The organism is Bradyrhizobium sp. 40, assembly GCF_023100925.1.
In the GTDB taxonomy this organism is placed as follows: domain Bacteria; phylum Pseudomonadota; class Alphaproteobacteria; order Rhizobiales; family Xanthobacteraceae; genus Bradyrhizobium.
On record NZ_CP064688.1, the window covers coordinates 5,066,332 to 5,086,971 of the forward strand.

At 64.4% G+C, this 20,640-nt stretch carries 19 protein-coding genes; 10 read left to right on the forward strand and 9 right to left on the reverse strand.

What is annotated here, in order from left to right; translation table 11 throughout:
* Positions 1-2: 2 nt before the first annotated feature.
* The 8 genes from IVB40_RS24485 to IVB40_RS24520 form a co-directional block, all read right to left on the reverse strand.
* Positions 3-1,985 (reverse strand): heme lyase CcmF/NrfE family subunit, encoded by a 1,983-nt coding sequence (locus IVB40_RS24485; RefSeq protein WP_027569122.1) that lies wholly within the window; start codon positions 1,983-1,985, stop codon positions 3-5.
* Positions 1,982-2,509, reverse strand: coding sequence for a cytochrome c maturation protein CcmE (gene ccmE, locus IVB40_RS24490; protein ID WP_247816570.1), 528 nt, complete (start codon positions 2,507-2,509; stop codon positions 1,982-1,984). The genes IVB40_RS24485 and ccmE overlap by 4 nt, the downstream gene beginning before the upstream one ends.
* Before the next feature lie 37 nt (positions 2,510-2,546).
* Positions 2,547-3,662 carry a c-type cytochrome biogenesis protein CcmI gene (gene ccmI, locus IVB40_RS24495; protein WP_247816571.1) on the reverse strand — a complete coding sequence of 372 codons (1,116 nt, stop codon included), beginning with the start codon at positions 3,660-3,662 and terminating at the stop codon, positions 2,547-2,549.
* A gap of 131 nt (positions 3,663-3,793) precedes the next feature.
* On the reverse strand, positions 3,794-4,063 hold the full coding sequence (locus IVB40_RS24500; RefSeq protein ID WP_247816572.1) for a hypothetical protein: 270 nt from the start codon (positions 4,061-4,063) through the stop codon (positions 3,794-3,796).
* Positions 4,064-4,162: 99 nt separating this feature from the next.
* Positions 4,163-5,563: a hypothetical protein gene (locus tag IVB40_RS24505; RefSeq protein WP_247467572.1), complete on the reverse strand. Its 1,401-nt coding sequence runs from the start codon at positions 5,561-5,563 to the stop codon at positions 4,163-4,165.
* 162 nt (positions 5,564-5,725) lie between these two features.
* The gene (locus tag IVB40_RS24510) at positions 5,726-7,102 is read right to left on the reverse strand and encodes a sensor histidine kinase (RefSeq protein ID WP_027569118.1); all 1,377 of its coding nucleotides are present in this window, start codon (positions 7,100-7,102) and stop codon (positions 5,726-5,728) included.
* Between the two features lie 121 nt (positions 7,103-7,223).
* Complete coding sequence (locus IVB40_RS24515; RefSeq protein WP_027569117.1) at positions 7,224-7,895, reverse strand: response regulator transcription factor; 672 nt, start codon at positions 7,893-7,895, stop codon at positions 7,224-7,226.
* Between the two features lie 230 nt (positions 7,896-8,125).
* A complete protein-coding gene (locus IVB40_RS24520) occupies positions 8,126-8,281 on the reverse strand; it encodes a hypothetical protein (RefSeq protein ID WP_007593402.1) in 156 nt (51 codons plus the stop codon).
* Positions 8,282-8,514: 233 nt separating this feature from the next.
* Here IVB40_RS24520 and IVB40_RS24525 point away from each other — a divergent pair, with 233 nt between their 5' ends.
* The 7 genes from IVB40_RS24525 to IVB40_RS24555 all read left to right on the forward strand — a co-directional run bounded on the left by IVB40_RS24525 (position 8,515) and on the right by IVB40_RS24555 (position 14,115).
* Entirely contained in the window at positions 8,515-9,486 is a 972-nt protein-coding gene (locus IVB40_RS24525) for a Ku protein (RefSeq protein WP_247816573.1), read from the forward strand.
* Between the two features lie 57 nt (positions 9,487-9,543).
* A complete protein-coding gene (locus tag IVB40_RS24530; protein WP_247816574.1) occupies positions 9,544-9,780 on the forward strand; it encodes a hypothetical protein in 237 nt (78 codons plus the stop codon).
* 173 nt (positions 9,781-9,953) lie between these two features.
* Positions 9,954-10,136, forward strand: coding sequence for a hypothetical protein (locus IVB40_RS24535; RefSeq protein WP_027569114.1), 183 nt, complete (start codon positions 9,954-9,956; stop codon positions 10,134-10,136).
* A 191-nt stretch (positions 10,137-10,327) separates the two neighbouring features.
* Positions 10,328-10,492: a Flp family type IVb pilin gene (locus IVB40_RS24540; RefSeq protein ID WP_027516964.1), complete on the forward strand. Its 165-nt coding sequence runs from the start codon at positions 10,328-10,330 to the stop codon at positions 10,490-10,492.
* A 184-nt stretch (positions 10,493-10,676) separates the two neighbouring features.
* The gene (locus IVB40_RS24545) at positions 10,677-12,239 is read left to right on the forward strand and encodes a hypothetical protein (RefSeq protein WP_247816575.1); all 1,563 of its coding nucleotides are present in this window, start codon (positions 10,677-10,679) and stop codon (positions 12,237-12,239) included.
* A 188-nt stretch (positions 12,240-12,427) separates the two neighbouring features.
* Positions 12,428-13,423, forward strand: coding sequence for a glycosyltransferase family 2 protein (locus IVB40_RS24550; protein ID WP_247816576.1), 996 nt, complete (start codon positions 12,428-12,430; stop codon positions 13,421-13,423).
* Between the two features lie 8 nt (positions 13,424-13,431).
* A complete protein-coding gene (locus IVB40_RS24555; protein WP_247816577.1) occupies positions 13,432-14,115 on the forward strand; it encodes a class I SAM-dependent methyltransferase in 684 nt (227 codons plus the stop codon).
* A gap of 1 nt (position 14,116) precedes the next feature.
* On the opposite strand, the gene IVB40_RS24560 is transcribed toward IVB40_RS24555, so the two are convergent.
* Positions 14,117-15,562: a hypothetical protein gene (locus IVB40_RS24560; RefSeq protein ID WP_247816578.1), complete on the reverse strand. Its 1,446-nt coding sequence runs from the start codon at positions 15,560-15,562 to the stop codon at positions 14,117-14,119.
* Positions 15,563-15,757: 195 nt separating this feature from the next.
* Between IVB40_RS24560 and IVB40_RS24565 the strand changes: the two genes are divergently transcribed.
* The 3 genes from IVB40_RS24565 to IVB40_RS24575 all read left to right on the forward strand — a co-directional run bounded on the left by IVB40_RS24565 (position 15,758) and on the right by IVB40_RS24575 (position 20,633).
* Positions 15,758-16,177, forward strand: a complete 420-nt coding sequence (locus IVB40_RS24565) for a hypothetical protein (protein WP_247816579.1) — start codon at positions 15,758-15,760, stop codon at positions 16,175-16,177.
* A gap of 184 nt (positions 16,178-16,361) precedes the next feature.
* On the forward strand, positions 16,362-18,017 hold the full coding sequence (locus IVB40_RS24570; protein ID WP_256468229.1) for a thiamine pyrophosphate-requiring protein: 1,656 nt from the start codon (positions 16,362-16,364) through the stop codon (positions 18,015-18,017).
* A gap of 114 nt (positions 18,018-18,131) precedes the next feature.
* On the forward strand, positions 18,132-20,633 hold the full coding sequence (locus IVB40_RS24575) for a GAF domain-containing protein (protein ID WP_247816581.1): 2,502 nt from the start codon (positions 18,132-18,134) through the stop codon (positions 20,631-20,633).
* Positions 20,634-20,640: the final 7 nt, after the last annotated feature.

Sequence of the window (20,640 nt, forward strand, 5' to 3'; positions counted from 1 at the left end):
GATCACTCCGCCGGCTGCAGGCGCTGCTTGGCCCGCGCCGGTTTTGGCGCACCGACCCGCAGGCGCCGGTCCGAGAGCGACAGCACGCCGCCGAACGCCATCAGCACCGGCCCCCACCAGATCAGCAGCACCAGCGGCTTGTGATAGATGCGCACGGCAATGGCGCCCTCGGCAGTGGCGTCGCCGAGCGAGATGTAGAGCTGGCTGGCGCCACGCGTCAGCAGCGCGGCCTCGGTGGTCGAGGAGCCGCGGGTGGTGAAGCTGCGCTTGGACGGCGTCATCACGCTGAGCTTCTCGCCGTCGTGGCTGACGTTGAATTCGGCGATCATCTCGTGGAAGTTCGGCCCTTGGCGCTGAAACAGGCCGTCCAGCTTGACGTCATAGCCGGCGACATGGGCGACGTCGTTCTGCTTCATCGTGGCGATATATTCGCTGTTCCAGGTGGTCTCGCAGACGATTCCGATCAGCGCGACGCCGAGGCCGGCATGCGCGAATACCGAGCCCCAGGCCGAGCGCGGCAGACCGCGGGCACGATGCAGCGTCGTCGCGAACGGCAGGCGGAACAAGCCGGTTCGTTCGGCCAGATCCGTCGCAGCGCCGGCAATGACGAAGACGCCAAGTCCGATTGCCAATGGCGCCAGCGCGCTGCCGCCGAGCGCCCAGCCCCAAACCATGGCAACGGCGACAAGCCCGGCAACGCCGGCCGCGAGCAGACGTTGGGTGACGCCAAGCAGATCGCCGCGTTTCCATGCCAGCATCGGCCCGAACGGCACGGCGAGCAGCAACAGCGTGAACAGCGGGGCGAAGGTCAGATTGTAGAAGGGAGCACCGACCGACATCTTGAAATCGGCGAGCATCTCCATCGCCAGCGGATAAAGCGTGCCGAACAGCACCACCGCGCAGGCGACCGTGAGCAGCAAATTGTTCAGCACCAGCGCACCCTCGCGCGAGATCGGCGCAAACAGGCCGCCTTGCTTCAACGAGGTCGCGCGCCCCGCGAACAGCGACAGGCTGCCCCCGATGAACAGGCAGAGAATCAGGAGAATGAACACGCCGCGGGTTGGATCGGTCGCGAAGGCATGCACCGAGGTGATGACCCCCGAGCGCACCAGGAAGGTGCCGAGCAGCGACAGCGAGAAGGTCAGGATCGACAAGAGGATGGTCCAGACCTTCAGCGCGTTGCGCTTCTCCATCACCAGAGCCGAATGCAGCAGCGCTGTTCCGGCAAGCCACGGCATCAACGAGGCGTTCTCGACCGGGTCCCAGAACCACCAGCCGCCCCAACCCAGTTCGTAGTAGGCCCAGTACGAGCCCATGGCGATACCGAGGGTCAGGAAGATCCAGGCGACCAGCGTCCACGGCCGCACCCAGCGCGCCCACGCGGCGTCGATCCGCCCCTCCAGCAACGCCGCGATCGCGAAGGAGAACGAGATCGAGAAGCCGACATAGCCGAGATAGAGCATTGGCGGATGCACGGCGAGACCGATGTCCTGAAGCACCGGATTGAGATCGCGTCCCTCGATCGGCGGGTTGGCGATGCGCAGGAACGGGTTGGAGGTCACCAGGATGAAGAGATAGAAGGCGCTGGCGATCCACGCCTGTACGGCCAGCACATGCGCGCGCAGCGACAGCGGCAGATTGTTACCGAAGGCCGCGACCAATCCGCCGAACAGCGCGAGGATCGACACCCACAAGAGCATCGAGCCTTCATGGTTTCCCCACACGCCGGTGATCTTGTAGAGCAGCGGCTTCATGGAGTGGGAATTCTCGTAGACGTTCGCGACCGAGAAATCCGACTCTACGTGCAGCATCACCAATGCGATGAACGACGCACCGACGAACAGAAGCTGCGCCAGCGCAGTGGAGCGCGCCACATTCATCAGCGCATCATCGCGCAGCCGCGCACCGATCAGGGGCACGATGGATTGGATCAGTGCCAATCCGAGCGCCAGCACCAGCGCGTAATGTCCTGACTCCGCGATCACCGCACTGCTCCCTGCGGATTGCCCTGCGCGGTCGTGGCCGCGGGCTTGACGCTATCGGAAGCCTTGACCCCATCATAAGTCTTGGCGCCGTAGTCATCCTTCCAGTGCCCCTGCTTCTTCAGGGCATCGGCGACGTCCTTGGGCATGTAGGTTTCGTCGTGCTTGGCGAGCACGGTGTCGGCCTTGAACACGCCATCGGCGTCGAGCGCGCCTTCGGCGACGACGCCCTGCCCTTCCCGGAACAGATCGGGCAAAATCCCCTTGAAGGCGACCGGAAGCTTTGCGCCGCCGTCGGCGACCTCGAAGGTCACTGCGAGATTGTCGCCGCGCTGGAGCGAGCCGGGCTGCACCAGGCCGCCGAGGCGAAACCGCTTGCCGGGCGCAACGTGCTTCTCGGCGACCATGGTTGGCGTCGAGAAGAACACGATGGAGTCGCGCAGTGCGTTGAGCACCAGCGCGGCGGCGAGCGCGAGCACGGCAAGCGAGCCGCCGATGATGGTCATACGTCGCTGCTTGCGCGTCATGGCGTATCCATTCCCTGCCCGTCTCGTCCTGACATCGTCATCCGTCGAGCCCGAGTGTCTTGAGGCCTTCATCGAGCTGGCGCAACCGCGCTGCATCGTTGGCAACCGCCTGGCGGGCATCGGTCGATGCCCCCACCGCCTTGTCGCGATCACCCATCACGAGATAGGCGCGCACCAGGCGCAGCCAACCCTCGACGTCGTCGCCGTTCTGCTTGAGGCGCGTGGCGAGCCGTTCGACCATGCCGCGAACCATCGCGTTGCGATCGCCCTCTTTCATGTCCTTGGAAGCTGCAAGGGTTTCATCCGACAGCGCCGGCATCGTAGCGCCACCGCCGCCGACCCGGGCGAGCGAGGTCTGCACCAGAGGGCGCCACGGCGCATCCGCCGGCGCTTTCGCCAGCAGCGCGCGCCAGATGTTGGCGGCATCGTCCTTGCGGCCGTCCTGCTCGGCGGCGAGACCGAGAAAATAGTTCGCCTTGGGGTCGTCAGCGCTGAGCGCCCGCGCGCGCTCGAACTCGGTCTTGGCCTCGGCGGTCACGACGCCGCCGGCGGCGGCCGAGATCGCTTCGCCAAGATCGGACCGGCGTTCCGCGCTCTCGCCATTGTAGGTGAGCGAGTTGCGATAGGCGCGCACGGCGTCATCGAAGCGGCCAAGCCGCTCCAGCACGGGCGCGATCACGTTCCAGCCGCGCCCGTCGGTCGGATTCTTTTCCAGATGTTGCTCGACCTGGACGACCAGATTCTCGAGCGACTGCGCCATGCCGGACCCGGATCCGCGCTCCCGCTGCGCCAGTGGAAAGTCCTGAAGCCTGGGCGAGCCGAGCGGCACATAGACGCTGATCGCAACCAGCGGCAAGCCGGCAAGCGCCAGCACGGCCGCCGCGCGGCGCCATTTGAGGCTGGATTTCGGTGCCGTTGCGGGCTCGCTGCCGGCTGCGGCGAGCAGCCTGCGGCTGACCTCGACGCGCGCCGCCTCGGCTTCGGGCGCTGCGATCAGCCCTGCGGCAAGATCACGCTCGATCTCGGCGAGTTGGTCCTTGTAGACCGCGACCTCGCTGCCCTGATTTTGCGCGCGTCCGCTACGGCCGAGCGGCAAAAGCACGGCGAAGATCGCCGCGACCGTCATCAGCGCGAACACGAACCATAGTATCATCTGGCAAGCTTCCGGCAGCGCGCAAGCCGCGCCCACAGGTGGCTTTACACCACGGCCGGACGATGCGGCAATTGACAATTGTCAATTCGGCGCGACCGCGCACGGTCCCGAAATGGTGAAAATCCAACGGCTTAGCCGATCTCGAAGTCAGCGCTTTGGGCGGCGTCCTCGCCATGACCGTTGAAGGCCTTCAGGAAGTATGTTCCCGGCTCGATAGCGTCGGGCAATCTGATGCGCAACGCCCCGACCGGAACGGGCGATGCAACCCTGGTGACCGTCTCAGGAAGCTGCCGACCGCTTACCTTCTCGACCAGCACCACCTTCGCGCCGACCATCAGCCTTTGATATTTGGCAACGACGACGCGATTCTCGATTTCGATGGAACTGATAACGGATTTCATGCGCCCACAGATAGAAATATCAAAATTTGCACGGCGACCGTAGGGCCCGACATCGGCATCGTCAACCTGAAATTGTGGCTACTGAAATATGCGCCTGGATCAGCTCGCGCGCGACGATTTGCGCTCGCCCGTGGCCGCGTTCTCCGCGGCGCGGCTCATCAGCGAGGCATAATCATCGCCGAACAGCACCTGGCAGAAGCGGATCGCGGCCTGCACCTGCTGCTGCCGATAGGTGCGGACCTTGTGATCGGCGCCGCGCAGCGACTGCACCAGCTGCTCGGTTGAACGCTCGACATATTGCTGCAGGTCGGAATAGGTGCGCAGTGTCACCTCGTTGATCGCAAGCTCGCTCGCATAGTTGCGACAGGTCGCGACGAAATCGATCAGCGCCACGGTTTCCTCGACCTCGGTGCTGTCGATCCGCGCGCCCGGCGGAATGTCCTTCTCGGCGCGCTGGCGCAGGATGCGGCGGACGCGGCCGGGAACGCTGTCGATCTCGGATTGCAGCGCGTTGGAGATGTCGGCCCGGATCGAGGTCAACTGCTTGCCCCAGGCGGAATCGTTGCGCAGGTCGAGTTCGGTACGCAGGCCCCGGACGCCGTCGTGCAGCGTCTTGAGATTGCCGGCGACATTGTCGAAATGGCCGCGCTTGATGTCCATGCGCAGGATGGCGGCCACGCAGGACAGATCATGCAGCGCTATCGTGACGGCGACTCCATAGGGCGTTGCCGCGACACGGATCTCGTCGTCGGACGCGGCAATCTTGATGGCGAGGCGGATGATCTGCCACGGCGCGGTCATCCGTTGCACGACCATCGAGAGCGCGAAGGGCAGCATCTGCGGCGTCTGGAGGACGGGAATGTTGAGCGCGGCAGTCACCGAGGCGATCTGGGCATCGCCGAAGGCGCGCAAAGAGCGCGGCAGCTTCTCGTTCAGGGTGCCGATAGCCTCGCGGACCGCGAGGACCGCCCCGGTCGAATAGAGATCCTCGATCACGTTGGGCGGACCGACGCGGGCGAGCGCACGCGATTTGTCACCCCCGCCCGGCCCCGTCAGCTCGAAGATGGCATCTGCGGCGACCGCCTGGAGCTTCGAGGCCAGCGCTTCGACCTGCCCTGCACTGTCGGCCGGCATGCGCGCCAGCGCCGCCTCGAATTCGCTCAGCTTGGCCGGAGCACCGTCGCGGCCGAGCCATTGCCAGATCGGAGCCAGGGAAGAGCGGCGGATCTGCCCGGCCCGGATCGGGGCGCCTGCTTCGACCAGGAATGGTTCCAGTACCTGGAACAGTAGCCGCGACAGATCGTCCGTGCGCGGCGGTGTTGCTTCCTCGGCTTCTGTCTTGCGGACAATCTTGCGCAGCTGGTCGAGCACGAGGGTCGCCACGGCCGTGTCTTGGCCGCGCTCAAGCGCGCGCTCGAACTCCCGCATCAGCAGTGCCTGCGCCTGCGGCGGGAGCTGCGCGAGATATTCCCTCAGCCGCTCGATCGATGTCTGGCTCATGCGCCCGGGTAATGAACGGTAAAATGGCGAACGTGGGATCCGTCCTGCTCGATCATAGGTGGGCCCGCTTAAGAAGCCGTTTAGGAAGTCGCTCCGAATACCCCTGGTTTCTTCCGGATCGGTGTGCTTCTGCAGGTCAAATAGTCGCGTCGGAACAAGGGATTATATTCCGGGGAGGACCAGCTCCGCCCGCAAGCCCCCGGTCGGCGCGCGACCGAGTGAGAGGCTGCCGCCGTAGAGCGCAGCGAGCTCGGTCACGATCGACAGCCCCAGCCCCGATCCGGGCTTGGACTCGTCGAGCCGTTGGCCGCGCCGTGAGACCTGGGTACGCTCGGCCTCCGACAGGCCGCGGCCGTCGTCGTCGACGATGATATGCAGCCGCGGACCGGCGCTCGCCTGATGCGGCGCCTCCACCAGAACTTCGATGAAGACCCGCGAGGCCGCCCATTTGCAGGCGTTGTCGACGAGATTGCCGACCATCTCCTCCAGATCCTGCCGCTCGCCGCGAAATTTCGCCGACGGATCGGCCTCGGCCTCGACCACGATGCCGCGGCCGCGGTGGATCTTCTCCATGGTCCGCCGCAATGCCTCGATGGCCGGTGCAACCTCCGTCACCGTCGCAACGACCGAGACCCGCGCCGCGATGCGCGCGCGCTCGAGATGATGGGCAACCTGGTCGCGCATCACGTCCGCCTGCTCCATCACCTTTGCCGCGAACGGATCAGCGGGATGCGCGCCGGCCTCGTTCACGATGACCGAGAGCGGCGTCTTGATGGCGTGAGCGAGGTTTCCGACATGGGTGCGGGCGCGCTCGACGATCTCGCGATTGGCGTCGATCAGCGCGTTGGTCTCGCGCGCCAGCGGCGCGATCTCGACCGGGAACTCGCCCTCGAGCCGCTCCGCCCGCCCGGACCGGATGTCGGCGATGGATTCGGAGATGCGCTTGAGCGGCGCGAGACCGAAGCGGACCTGGAACACGGTGGTCAGCAGCAACACGATGCCGAGCGCGGTGAAGGTGCCGCCGAGATAGTAGTCGAAACTGCGCGTCTCGTCGAAAATCTCGGTGTCGTCGCCGGCGACACTGACGAGAAATTTGCCGTCCGCGCCGAGATCGACCGGCCGCTCCACCATGCGCAGGTTCTGTCCCTCGGGACCGTCGACATAAGCGATCCGGATGCCGGCGGCGGTAAGCTCGGTGCCCTGCTCTTCAAGCTTCGGCAGCTTCTTGTCCCAGAGCGAGCGCGACGAGCGCACCTCCGGCTTTTCGGGGTCGGTCCGCGTGATCTGCCAGTACCAGCCGGACAACGGCAGCTCGAACAGAGGCTCGCCGAGCGACTGGAACTGGCGGTCCGGCGGCTCGTCGGGGGTGGCGACCTCGGCGATCAGTGTGCGGAGATAGAGATTGAGCCGGCGGTCGAAGGCGCGCTCGGTGGCGTTCTTGTAGACCGACGACAGCACCACGCCGGTGATGGCCAAGATCACCACGAGCCACGCGGTCGCCGACAGGAACAGGCGGTTCGCGAGCGAGCTGGCGGGCATCGGAATGATCCCGGAGGCGCGGGGTGGTATGGCGTCGGAACTCATGACCCGAACAAGGCCTCTGCCGGGCCGCCCGTCAAGCCAAGATACGTCTAGACAAGATCGTTCGAGACACCACGCTTCAGGCGCCGGGGGGCGGCGGGGTCAGGAGATAGCCGAGGCCGCGGACAGTCTGGATGATGTCGACGTCGAGCTTCTTGCGGATGCGGCCGACGAAGACCTCGATGGTGTTGGAGTCGCGGTCGAAGTCCTGGTCGTAGAGATGCTCGACCAGCTCGGTGCGGGACACGACGCGCCCCGAATGATGCATCAGGTAGGCCAGAAGCCGATATTCGTGCGACGTCATCTTGATGGGATTGCCCGATACGCTGACCCGACCGGTCCTGGTGTCGAGCGTGACGGGGCCGCAGCTCAGCTCGCTTTGGGCATGGCCGGTGGAGCGGCGCAGCAGCGCGCGGATGCGCGCCAGCACCTCCTCCAGATGGAACGGCTTTGCGACGTAGTCGTCGGCGCCGGCATCGAAGCCCTGGACCTTGTCGCTCCAGCGGTCGCGCGCGGTGAGGATTAGGACCGGCATCGTGCGGCCGTTGCGCCGCCAGGCTTCCAGGACCGAGATGCCGTCCTTCTTCGGCAGGCCGATGTCGAGCACCACAGCATCGTAGGGCTCGTTGTCACCGAGATAATGCCCCTCCTCCCCGTCGAAGGCGCGATCGACGACATAGCCGGCGTCGGTCAGCGCCTTTGTGAGCTGGCGATTGAGATCGGGGTCGTCCTCAACGACGAGCAGGCGCACGCTTCTCTCCAGAATTAGGCCGCATGAACACCCGCACAGATGAGCAATTCCGGCGTGAACTGAATATGAACGCGGGGAACCGGCCGCGTTACTTTTTGGTCATATCCGACCTGTTCGCGCTAAACGCATTGCGCCCGCCAAGCCACCGGACGAACCGACGGCCTGGCGGGCGCAATGTGCCGCGTTATGCGGCGAGTCGGAAGGTGCGAACCGTCCGGTCGATCTGCCGATCAGGTCCGGAAGAACACGAACCAGATGACCGCGAGGATCAGGATCGCAAGCCCGGTGGATATGGCGAGCAGCGCCGCCACCGACGGCCCAGGCTCGCCCTGGCGCGCCTCGGTCGGAGTTTCCACGATCTGACGTTGGTCTCGCGTGGTTGCCATGGTGACCTCAATTCTGGCTGTCGCGTCGGATGGCCGCGACTGCTCGCGGCGGAATGTCTCGTGGCAACGCATGATGGGATATGATGTTCCGGCCTTTGCGGCCTGATCAGGTTGCACCCGCGCACCGGGCGGCCGATTAACGCAGTTGCAAGATTCAGCAATCCGCCTTGCTATGATTCGTTGTTCCCCGATGGTATCTTCGTCTTCTGTCCCCGTTGCGTTTGGAGTAGCCCATGGCCCCCCGCGCCAATTGGAAGGGTTTTCTGCGTTTGTCGCTCGTGACCTGCCCGGTCGCGCTCTATCCAGCCACTTCGGATACCGAGAAGGTCTCGTTCAACCAGATCAACCGCAAGACCGGCCACCGGATCAAGTACCTCAAGGTCGACGCCGAGACCGGTGACGAGGTGACCTCGGAGGACATCATCAAGGGCTACAAGGTCGACACCGACACCTATATCGAGGTCACCAAGGACGAGCTCGACGACATCGCGCTGGACTCCACCCACACGATCGAGATCGACGAGTTCGTACCGAAGACCGACATCGACAGCCGCTATCTGATCCGCCCCTATTATCTCGTGCCCGATGGCAAGGTCGGCCACGACGCCTTTGCGGTGATCCGCGAGACGATCCGGAGCATGGACAAGGTGGCGATCGGCCGCGTGGTGCTGACCAACCGCGAGCACATCATCGCGCTGGAGCCGCTCGGAAGCGGCCTGATGGGGACGCTGCTGCGCTACCCTTATGAGGTGCGCGGCGAGAAGGACTATTTCGACGACATCCAGGACGTGAAGCTGACCAAGGACATGCTCGACCTTGCTAAGCACATCGTCGAGAAGAAGTCCGGCGCGTTCGAGCCCGAGCTGTTCGAGGACCATTACGAGACCGCGCTGATCGACCTCATCAACAAGAAGCGTAGCGGCGCGCCCATCGCAGCAAAGGCCGCGCCCAAGACCGGCGGCAACGTTATCAACCTCATGGACGCGCTGAAGAAGAGCATCGCGAACGAGAAGGACGCAAGCCCTGCGGCGAAGGTGACCAAGGACGCCGTCAAGGGCAAGAAGCCGAAGAAGCGCGTCGAAGGCCAGCGCGAGATGCTGCTGCCGATCGCCGGCAAGGGCGGCAAGGACGCTGCTGCGAAAGCCGCTCCCAAGAAGGCCGACAAGCCAGCGCGCGCGCCGGCGCGGGCGAAGAAGGCCGGCTAGAAGCATCGCACAGCGACGACGCCGTGATGCCTCCCCTCGTCGATTGGCCGACCTGACATGCCCTGGTCGACTGCGTTCGACGACCCCATTTCGTTACATGGCGGGCGCAAGCTCCGGACGCTGCAAGAAGCTGCCGATCACATCATGCGACTGCCCGAGGATACGCAGCATGCGAGCCACTGGCAGACCGCGATCGAAACCCTGATCAACGCGGCCGAGACCGGCGGCGGTTGGATGATGTTCGCCCGCATCGCGGTGTTGCGGGCGCTGAATGCGGACGCTCGGCGCGACTGAGCTTTGCACCCCGGTCGAGAACAGGCTCAACAATCCGTTAAGCCAAGCCCGCGCTTTCAGCGTCTGCCCGCAGTCGCGGAGGCGGCACGTAATCCTACGGAAGACAAAATTAACCGACGCTTCCCGCTCAGCGCAGCATGGTCGCCCTCGATTGAACTCGGGGTTGCAGGCTCGTGCAGCAGCAGGACGCCAGAAAGAACTACATCGGCATCGTCAACGACGCGGCCGAGGAAGAAAGCCTCGCCGGCAGCTCCGCGCGGGCGCAGCCGTCCGTGGTCAGCTATCTGGTCGGACGTCTGGCGATAGTGCTGAAACGCCCGGGCAAGGCGGCGCCGAAACGCCAAATATCGTCCTGAGACACCACGACGAAATCGCCAAATGCGTCTGAATTGGGTGACGAAACCTTAAGTCAATCGATGACACCATATCAAACGGCAGGTGAGGACCATCCACCTGCGTTTTGACGCGCCCGCGAAAAATTAGTGAATCAATTTACCATTCCGAAAACGGCACCAGCCTAGGTTGGACGGATGAACAGGAGTTGACGATGACTTTGCTCAAGTCATTTCTTGCCGACGAAAATGGTGCCACCGCCATCGAGTATTGTCTGATCGCCACGGGCATCGCGCTCGCGATCATCACGGCCGTGAACAACACGGGCGGTGCACTCCTGAGCGGCAAATTCAACTCGATCAGCGCGGCGGTGAAGTAGCCGGCATAGCCGACGCGCCGCAATCTCATCAGCACGAGTCCGCGTGCAGCGCGCCGGATGACGGGCTCCTCCTTCCGATGCGGCGGCGACCCCAGCTTGATTTTCGCGAAGTTCACATTATGGCGTTGTGTCGTGCGGTTGCGCCGTCGTAGAGCGTAAGCTCAAACTCCAGCGGCCCTATGACATGATTCCTTCCGACAAGCCGACCTCGACAATCCGGGCTCGTCTTGGCTCGGACCAATCGGTGGCGATCACCGTTCTTGCTGTCCTGGTGGCCCTGTCGTTTCTTCCGGTGCTGCTGACCCCTATCCCCGCGATGGTCGACTATCCCAATCACCTCGCCCGGATGTACATTTTGAGCCAGAACGGCACTCCCAATGCCAATCCGTATTACGAAGTGGCCTGGGCATTCTATCCCAACCTTGGAATGGATCTGCTGGTCCCGCAAATGGCGCGGCTGATCAGCGTCGAGAACGCCACGCGGCTGTTTCTGCTCCTGAGCCAATTGCTGATCGTCGGAGGCGCGCTTTTGATCGAATGGGCCCGGAAGGGACGGGTCCATCTCGCCGGCTTTGCGGCGCTCGCTTTCCTTTACTGTCTGCCGTTCAGCTGGGGCTTCGTGAATTTCGAGTTCGGACTGGGCCTCGCTCTCTGCGGCATCGCGCTCTATCTGATGCTCGCGGAACGCCGATGGCCACTGCGTTTCGTCGTCAACATGGTCTTCGTCGCGGCGCTGTTTGCGGCGCATTTCTTCTCCCTCGGCATCTACGGGGCGACGCTCGGCCTTTGCGAGCTCTCGCGCATCCGCCATGGGCGAATATCTTACGGTGTCGCCGCCGCGCGGCTCGCTGCGTTGGCCATACCGGCGCTTGCCCTGTTTGGGATCATGCGCATGACCGCGGGATCGATCGGAAGCGAAGGAACGAACTGGTTCTTCGGATTCAAACCGATCTGGCCGTTGCGCATCATGAACGGCTACAATTTGACGGTCGCGGCGGCGACCGGACTGACGCTGATGATCTCGCTGTTCTTCGCCGCAAGGCGCGGCGTCCTCAAGCTCGAAGCAGCCGGAAGCTGGCTCGCGATCGGCTTCGCGCTGCTCTATGTCGTCATTCCCTCGAAGCTGTTCGGAACCTCGTTCGTCGACCTGCGCGTGATCCCCGCTGCGGCTCTGATCCTGCCGGCTTTCTGCTCGCTGACGCTGCCCAGCCGGGTATGGGGAATGGCAGCGCTCGCCGCGGTCAGTAGCCTCATACTGATCAATCTCGCTGTCGTGCTCGCGGTCTGGCTGCCTTACCGCACCGACTATGCGGCCATCGTCGCATCGTTCCACAAGATCGATCGCGGTTCGCGCATCCTCGTCGCCAGCACGGACGACAATGGAGACCCGCCCTTCGCCGACCTCACCTCGTATCCGATGTATTATGCGCCGACGCTGGCCGTGCACTATGCCAACGCGTTCGTGCCCAATCTATTCACGGAAGCGGGCAAGCAGCCCGTACGGCCCCGCGAGGACGTGCGCCGTCTTGCCATTCCCTACGGGGGGCCGGTGCCGCTCGGCGTGCTTACCGCGATTGCGGCAAGCCGGCCGCCGGCTGGCGTTCCGCCGTTCGTCAGCACCTGGCACCAGGATTACGACTATCTCTACGTCCTCGGGCCGAAGGTCGCAAACCCGCTGCCGGATCTACTGGAAGCGCTGGACACCTCGGAACGATTTGTTCTCTACAAGATCCGCCGCAAGTCCTAGGCCGAAGTCCTAGGCCGCGAGTCCTAGACCAAAGCCGCCGCCGCCCAGCGTGGTTAATCGGGTATCCCATCCGCACCCGCCTCATTGGAAGCCGCCACGGCGCCCCATATCCTTAATGGTTGTGGCAAGGCGACCTTAACCACCGCCGGCATAGACTTCCGCTCCTGCAACGAGTTGGACTCTCTCGCATGGCGGCCAATTTCCAGTCGATCCGCTACAGCCTCGTCATCCCCGTGTTCAACGAGGAAGCCGTGTTGCCGGTGCTGCTGCGCAGGCTCGACCTGGTCTTGTCCCGGCTCGACGGGCCGGCAGAAGCAATCTTCGTCGACGACGGCAGCAGTGATTCCAGCTCGATCGTGCTACAGGCGCTCGCCACGCGCGACCCGCGCTTTCGCTATATCGGCCTGTCGCGAAATTTCGGGCATCAGATTGCCATTACCGCCGGCATGGACGCCGCGCAAGGTGAAGCGATCATCGTCATGGATGCCGATTTGCAGGATCCGCCCGAAGTGATCGAGCAATTGATCGCAAAATGGCAGGACGGCAACGACATCGTCCACGCCCGCCGCCTGTCGCGCGACGGCGAAAGCCGATTCAAGCGCGCGACCGCGCATCTGTTCTACCGGCTTCTCGGCAGGATGTCCTCGGTCGGCATCCCCGCCGACGTCGGCGACTTCCGCCTGATCGATCGCAAGGTGCTCGACGCGCTTCGGCAGATGCCGGAGCAGGACCGCTTCGTACGCGGCATGATCGCATGGCTCGGCTTCCGGCAGGCCGAGGTCACCTTCCACCGCCTCGAGCGTGCAGCGGGCGAGACCAAATATCCGCTGTTCAAGATGGTGCGGCTCGCGACGAACGCCGCGCTCGGCTTTTCCGATTTGCCCTTGCGGCTCGCAATCTGGTGCGGATTGACGGTGTCGGGTCTGGCACTGCTCTATGGCGGCTGGGTGATCCTGTTGTGGCTCAGCAACGATAGTCATCTCGTGACCGGCTGGTCCTCGACGATGGTCGTCGTGTCCCTGCTGTGTGGAATGAACATGCTGATGACGGGTATCGTGGGGCTTTACGTCGGCCGCATCCATGCCGAGGTGAAACGCCGTCCGCTCTATGTGGTGCAGACACGCGCCGGCTTCGACCGCAACGAGGCGGCAGCCGCACCCGCGATCCACGCCGTCAACGAGTGACCCAGCGCATGACCGAACTCTTCGACGGTTATCACGACAACTACCGTGACGTGGTCCAATCCTCGATCGACTTCTCCGGCTTGCCGCATCATTTCTTCATGCGCGCCAAGGCCGATCTGCTGGGCAATCTGATCGCGCAACGGCTCGACACGGAGAGGCCCGACATGCTGGACGTCGGCTGCGGCGTCGGCAGCCTTCATCCCCTGCTTCACGGCATGGTCGGCCGCTTGAGCGGCATCGACGTTTCGTCGGCCAGCCTGGCGCAGGCACGCGCTGACAATGGCAGGGTCGACTACCGTAAGTTTGACGGCCGCACCTTTCCATTCGACGATGCCAGCTTCGATCTGGTCACGGCCGTCTGCGTGATGCACCACGTCGTGCCGGCCGAATGGGCGCAATTCATCGCGGAGATGCGGCGCGTGACCCGCCGCGGGGGACTCGTCTGCGTCATCGAGCACAATCCATACAACCCGCTGACCCGCCTTGCCGTCGCGCGTTGTGAGTTCGACCGGGACGCGGTCTTGCTCGGGGCGGGCAAAGCCCGAAAATTGATGGCTGCCGGCGGCTTGCGCGAGATCGGTGCGCGCCATTTCCTGCTGCTGCCTTGGGACACCAAGCCCGCGCGGCGCCTCGAAGCGATCCTGAGCAGCGTGCCGCTCGGCGGCCAATACGCCGCCTTCGGGACCGCTTGATCTATCTTTGCGGCATATCTCGCCGCTTGTGCACGACCGCCACGTCATCGCTGTAGACGCGCTGCCATTGGGGCAGCCGGTCCAGCATCGCTATCGCCGGCGTCCCCGGCGCGAGCAGCGTCGCGCCGATGGTGTATTCGTCGAGCAACTTGAGAAAGTCGCCGAGATCGACCAGCGCCAGAGCGCGATTGTAGCGGTTGATGAACGCTCCCCCGTACAGTTCACCGCGACCGTCGATAAAGGTGGGAATGCCGGCAAAGATCAAATAGCCACCGAAGGAATAGTCGTTGAGCACGTGCCCCGTCGTGGCGAGCTTGGCTTCAGTGACGGCAGCCTGTGGGGTAATGGCCGGAGCCGGCCGTATATCACGGGCCAGCGTCGCCCCGCTCACCACGATCAACACACCGAGCGCGGCCAGGTTCAGGCCACGCGACGAGCCGGCAGCATCTTCCGCAATCGGTCCTCCGAACTTCCGCCCCAGCGGAGCCGCCAGATAGAGCGGCGCCAGCATGGCCAGCAGATCCGCATTGCGGATCTGGGCCAGCGCGAAATGCAGCAAGCCGATCACGACCAAGGCCCGCACGACCGGCAGTGTCACGCCGCGCGAGAGCGCGAAGATGCCGGCCAGCAGCAGCAACTCGAAGAAGCCTATGTGGCTGAAATCCTGCGGCCGCCATTCCGCGATCCAACCGAGCGCGGGGCCGAGGCCGAGCGTGGTCAGCGGCATCAGCAGCGGTTCCGGCCCGTAGGGCGTCAGGCAGGACGCCGCGACCGCAAGCGCGGTGAACGGCAGCCAACGCAGGAATACGCGCGGCCATTCGCTGCGCTTCTCGCGCAGCAGCGCTTCGAGCCCCGCAGGGCCGATCAGTCCAAGCGCCAGCACCACACTGCCGTGCAGATTGGCCCACACGACCAGCAGCGGGAGAGCCCAGTACGGCGGAGGCCCTCCACGATCCATGCAGCGTACCAGGGCAGCCGCCCAGGTCACCATCAGCGGCAGCACCAGCACGTGTGGCCGCGCCAGCATATGCGGCGCCAACAGGATCACGGCCGCGATCACCATGAGCAGCGTCTGGGCCGGCGAAAGCTCGCGCAGCAGGAAGAACGTGAACAGGCCGAAGGCGAGCGCTATCGCCGCGGCGCCGACGACGAGGACGCCCTGCCAGCCGGCAAGCGCGTAGGCTCCGGCGTAGATGAGCTCCGAGAGCCATTCGAAGGTGATCCAGGGGGCGCCGTGCCTCGAAAAAGAAAATGGGTCGCTCGCCGGTAGCGTGCCGTGCGCGATGATCCAGCGCCCGACCTCGATGTGCGAATAGGTGTCGGGATCATTGAGCAGCCGCGGTCCTAGGATCAGCAGCAGGACATAGACGCCAAGGCTCACCAGCCAGGGGAGCGCCGCGCGCGCCGAAAACGGTTGAACCTCGCTGTGGACGGCCTGTTCACTCATGGCGAGCGCAAGTTAGGGCCCAAGCGTTAAATTCCTCTTTGACGTTCACGGCGGCTGGGGAGTGCGCGGCGGGCCGGTCACCCTTTGTGAACCATACTCCCGGCTGCGAAATCCGGGCTGCGGCGCTTTGACGACCATGCGGGTCCTGATACCCTTCATACTGTCAATCGACCAACCACAGCTGCAAGGATGCGGATGAGAAGCGTGATGCTCTTGGCTTTCAGCCTCGTCTTTGTCGGCGTCTGGTCGCAGGACGGCGCGAGAGGACAGACTTCGGCCGCACCGCCGGTTTCGCTTTCTCCGCCCAATGGATCGCCGTCGCACGCGGGCGCCAAAAATTCCAGACCTCCGCCGGCAGCATCCATCAAAGAAGCTTCGCCGCCGGTGATCGGGGGGCTTCCATCGGCGCCGAGCCCAGCCGCCGACTACGATGGCTTCAGCGTAGGCACTGGCGACGATAACGACACATCGCATCAGGTGGTCCCGCCTGTGAGGTCACGCACGGCGACGGGCTCCAGGGCCGACCCGGGTGCTAAAGGCGCCGCTGAGCAATTGATCGATCAAGAAGACGAGGCGTTGAAACGCAAGCTGAGGATCTGCCAAAGCTGCAAGTAGCGGACGGAGCGCGGCGAAATTGGTCACGGGTCTATCCGGGTGGCACGGCCCCGGATTGCGCTGCGCTCCCTCCGGGCTACGGCAGCTCGCTGCATAGCTGGCCTACCGCAGCTCTCACGCGCTCACGCTTTACCCTCCCCCAATTTCCTGATCCTCTCTCCCCTAATCAGCCGGACCAACCGGCCTGCCCAGGGAGAGAGACGCCATGAAGCTCGGCACCGCGATTGCGGAAATCATGAAGCGCGAGGGAATTGAGATTCTCTGCGGCTATCCGGTCAACCATCTGATCGAACATGCGGCCAAGGCCGATATCAGGCCGGTGATGGTGCGGCAGGAGCGCGTCGGCATCCACATGGCAGATGCGATCTCGCGGGTGGCGTCGGGACGCTCGATTGGCGCGTTCTGCATGCAGCATGGGCCCGGCGCGGAGAACGCGATGGGCGGCGTCGCGCAATGCTACGGCGAATCGGTTCCCGTGCTGGTGCTGCCGATGGGTTATCAGCGCAGGCTTGCGCATATCGAGCCGAACTTCAATTCCAGCGAGGCGATGAAGGCGTTTTCGAAATCGTCCGAACCGATCATCCTTGCCGCCGAGGTCGCCAACATTTTTCGCCGCGCCTTCACCAAGCTGAAGAACGGCCGAGGCGGGCCTGTCATCGTCGAGATCCCCGCGGACATGTGGAACGAAGATGTACCGGAGCCGCTGAACTACACGCCTGTGCTGCGCACCCGCTATGGGGCGGACCCTGTTCATGTGAAGGAGGCCGCCCACCTGCTCGTCAACGCCAAGCGCGCGGTGATCTATGCCGGCCAGGGCGTGCATTACGCGCAGGCGTGGCCACAACTGAAACGGCTGGCCGAACGGCTCGCCGTTCCCGTCACCACCAGCCTTGGGGGCAAATCGTCCTTCCCGGAGACGCATCCGCTCTCGCTTGGCTCTGGCGGCCTTGCGGTGCCGCGCGCGGTGCCGAAGTTCCTGGCCGAGGCCGACGTCATTTTCGGCATTGGCTGCTCCTTCACCGAAACAAGCTTCGGCATCGCGATGCCGAAAAACAAAACCATCATCCACTCCACACTCGATCCGAACCATCTCAACAAGGACGTCGAAGCCAGGATCGGCCTCGTCGGCGATGCCGGGCTCGTGCTCGATGCGCTGCTGGAGGAGATCGGCAAGACCGTCACCGCGGATCGCGACGCCTCGGTGGTCGCGGCCGAGATCGCGGCCTCGCACAAGGAGTGGCTGGCGAAATGGATGCCGAAGCTCACCAGCAATGACGCGCCCTTGAGTCCCTATCGCGTGCTGTGGGACCTGCAGCACACCGTCGACATCGGCAACACCATAATCACCCACGATGCCGGCAGCCCGCGAGACCAGCTCTCGCCGTTCTGGAAGTCGGTCGAGCCCCTCACCTATCTCGGCTGGGGCAAGACGACGCAGCTCGGCTACGGCCTTGGGCTGGCCATGGGCGCCAAGCTCGCAAAGCCCGACAAGCTCTGCATCAATGTCTGGGGCGACGCGGCGATCGGCTTCACCGGAATGGATTTCGAGACCGCGGTGCGCGAGCGCATCCCGATCATGTCGATCCTGCTGAACAATTTTTCGATGGCGATCGAATTGAAGGTGATGCCGGTCTCGACCGAGAAGTATCGGTCGACGGACATTTCCGGCGACTACGCCGCGATGGCGCGCGCCTTCGGCGGCTATGGCGAGCGGGTGACAAGACCTGAGGACATCATCCCCGCGATCAGGCGCGGCATCCAGAAGACGCAGGAAGGCGTTCCCGTGCTGCTGGAGTTCATCACCAGCAAGGAGACCGAGGTGTCTCGGCCGGGCACATAAAGCTGGCCGGATTCAGGCAGCAAAACTCGCTGTCGCGGACGCTGGCTCCGGCCGCAGGAGATGTGATAATCCGCCCTGGTGCCGCGCTTGTCGCAGCATCAAGCCGGATTGCGAATGACCGCCCCTTCCAACGACATCGCGGAACTCAAGCGCCTGTTACAGGTGGCCACAGCCGAGAACGCGCAGCTTCGCAGCGAGCTCGCGATTGCGCGCGATCGTCAGAACGCCAGCGCCGGGATTCTGCGCACCATCGCGGCCTCTCCCTCCGATGCCCGGCCGGTCTTCGAGGCGATTGCGTCCAGCTCCAGGCGTTTGCTCGGCGGCTTCTCCGCCACCGTGCTTCAGTTCATCGAGGACGAGCTCCACCTCGTGGCGTTCACACCAACCAGCCCCGAGGCGGACGAAGGGCTCAAGGCGTCGTTCCCGCGCAAGATTGCCGACTTTCCGACCTTCGCGCTGGTGCGCGGCGGCGAGACGATCCAGTTTCCAGATAGCGAAGCCGCGGAGGTCCCGGAGCTGAACCGGAATCTCGCGCGGCTGCGCGGCTTCCGCAGCGTGCTGTTCATGCCGTTGATGAACCGGGGGACGCCAGTCGGCATGATCAGCGTCACGCACGCCGAGCCCGGCGCGTTCGCAACCGACCTCGTCCAGCTGCTCCAGACCTTTGCCGATCAGGCGGTGATCGCGATCGAGAATGCGCGCCTGTTCAACGAGACGCGCGAGACGCTGGAGCGCCAGACCGCCACCGCCGACATCCTGAAAGTGATGGCCGCCTCGCCGTCCGACGTACAGCCGGTGTTCGACGCCATCGCCGCCAACGCCAACCGGCTGATCGGCGGCTTCTCCACGGCGGTGCTGCGCTACATCGGCGGCGCCGCGCACCTTGCGGCGTTCACGCCGACCGATCCGGCCGGTGATCGCGTGCTGCAGTCCTCGTTCCCGGTGCCATTCGCGCAGTTCCCGCCCTACCGGCTCGTGGCCGGTGGGGTGGCGGCGCAATTGCCCGACACCGAGGTCGAACCGGCGGCCCGCGACATCGCGCGCGCCCGCGGCTACCGCAGCATGCTGTTCGCGCCCTTGATGAGCGACGGTGAGGCCATCGGCGTCATCATCGCCACGCGACGCGCGACCGGCGCGTTCGGCGAGCATCACGTGCGGCTGCTGCAGACCTTCGCCGACCAGGCGGTGATCGCGATCAAGAATGTCAGCCTGTTCAACACCACGAGGGAAGCGCTGGAACGGCAGACCGCGACCGCCGACATTCTCAAGGTGATCGCGGCCTCGCCCGCGGATGTGACGCCGGTGTTCCAGGCGATCTCCGATAGCGCCAAGTCCCTGGTCGGCGGCCATTCCTCCACCGTCACGCGCGTCATCGACGGCCTGCTGCACCTGGCCGCCTTCAGCACCGACAACGAAGCCGGCAATGAAGAGCTGCTCAGCTCGTTCCCGGCGCCGCTGTCGGCATCCGGCATTCACAGCCGGGTGGCAAGAAGCGGAGAGTTCGCATCCCGCAGCGACATGCAGAACGAGCCCGACCTCACGGACGCCATGAGAGAGCTGGCGCGGACGCGAGGTTATCGCAGCATCCTCGTGATCCCGATGCTGCGCGACGGCGTCGCGATCGGCACCATCGGCGTGACGCGGCCGGAGGCCGGTCCTTTCCCGGACAAGGCGATCGCCCTGCTCAAGACCTTTGCCGACCAGGCCGTGATCGCCATCGAGAACACGCGCCTGTTCAACGAGGTGCAGGATCGCACCCGGGACCTCGCCAAATCGCTCGACGATTTGCGCGCAGCCCAGGACCGGCTGGTCCAGACCGAGAAGCTGGCGTCGCTCGGCCAGCTCACGGCCGGCATCGCGCACGAGATCAAGAATCCGCTCAACTTCGTCAACAATTTTGCATCCCTGTCCGCCGAACTGACGGACGAACTGAACGAGGCGCTCGCGCCTGTCCCGCTCGCGGACGACGTCCGCAGCGAGGTCGACGAGCTGACTGGACTGTTGAAGGACAATCTCGCCAAAATCGTGCAGCATGGCAGGCGCGCCGACTCCATCGTCAAGAACATGCTGCTGCATTCCCGCGAGGGCGGCGGCGAGCATCGGCTGAGCGACATCAACGCGCTGGTCGAGGAGAGCCTCAACCTTGCCTTTCACGGCGCCCGCGCCGAGAAGCCACAGTTCGACGTGACGTTGAAGCGCGAGCTCGATCCGGCGGCCGGGCAAGCGGAAGTGTTTCCGCAGGAGATCACCCGGGTGCTGCTGAACCTGATCTCGAATGGCTTCCACGCGGTCGCCAAGCGCAAGTCGGATGACGGCGCCGCCGATTACGAGCCGGTGGTGATCGCCGCGACGCGCGATCGGGGCGACAGTATCGAGATCAGCATCCGCGACAATGGCACCGGCATTCCGCGCGAGGTGAAGGAAAAGATGTTCGATCCGTTCTTCACCACCAAGCCCGCCGGCGAAGGTACCGGCCTCGGATTGTCGATGAGCCACGACATCGTCGTGAAGCAGCACGGCGGCACCATCGACGTCGCGACGGAGCCGGGCAAGTTCACGGAATTCACGATCGGGCTGCCGCGACAGAGCAGTTTTTCAGACAAGAACAAGAGATAGACTCGCC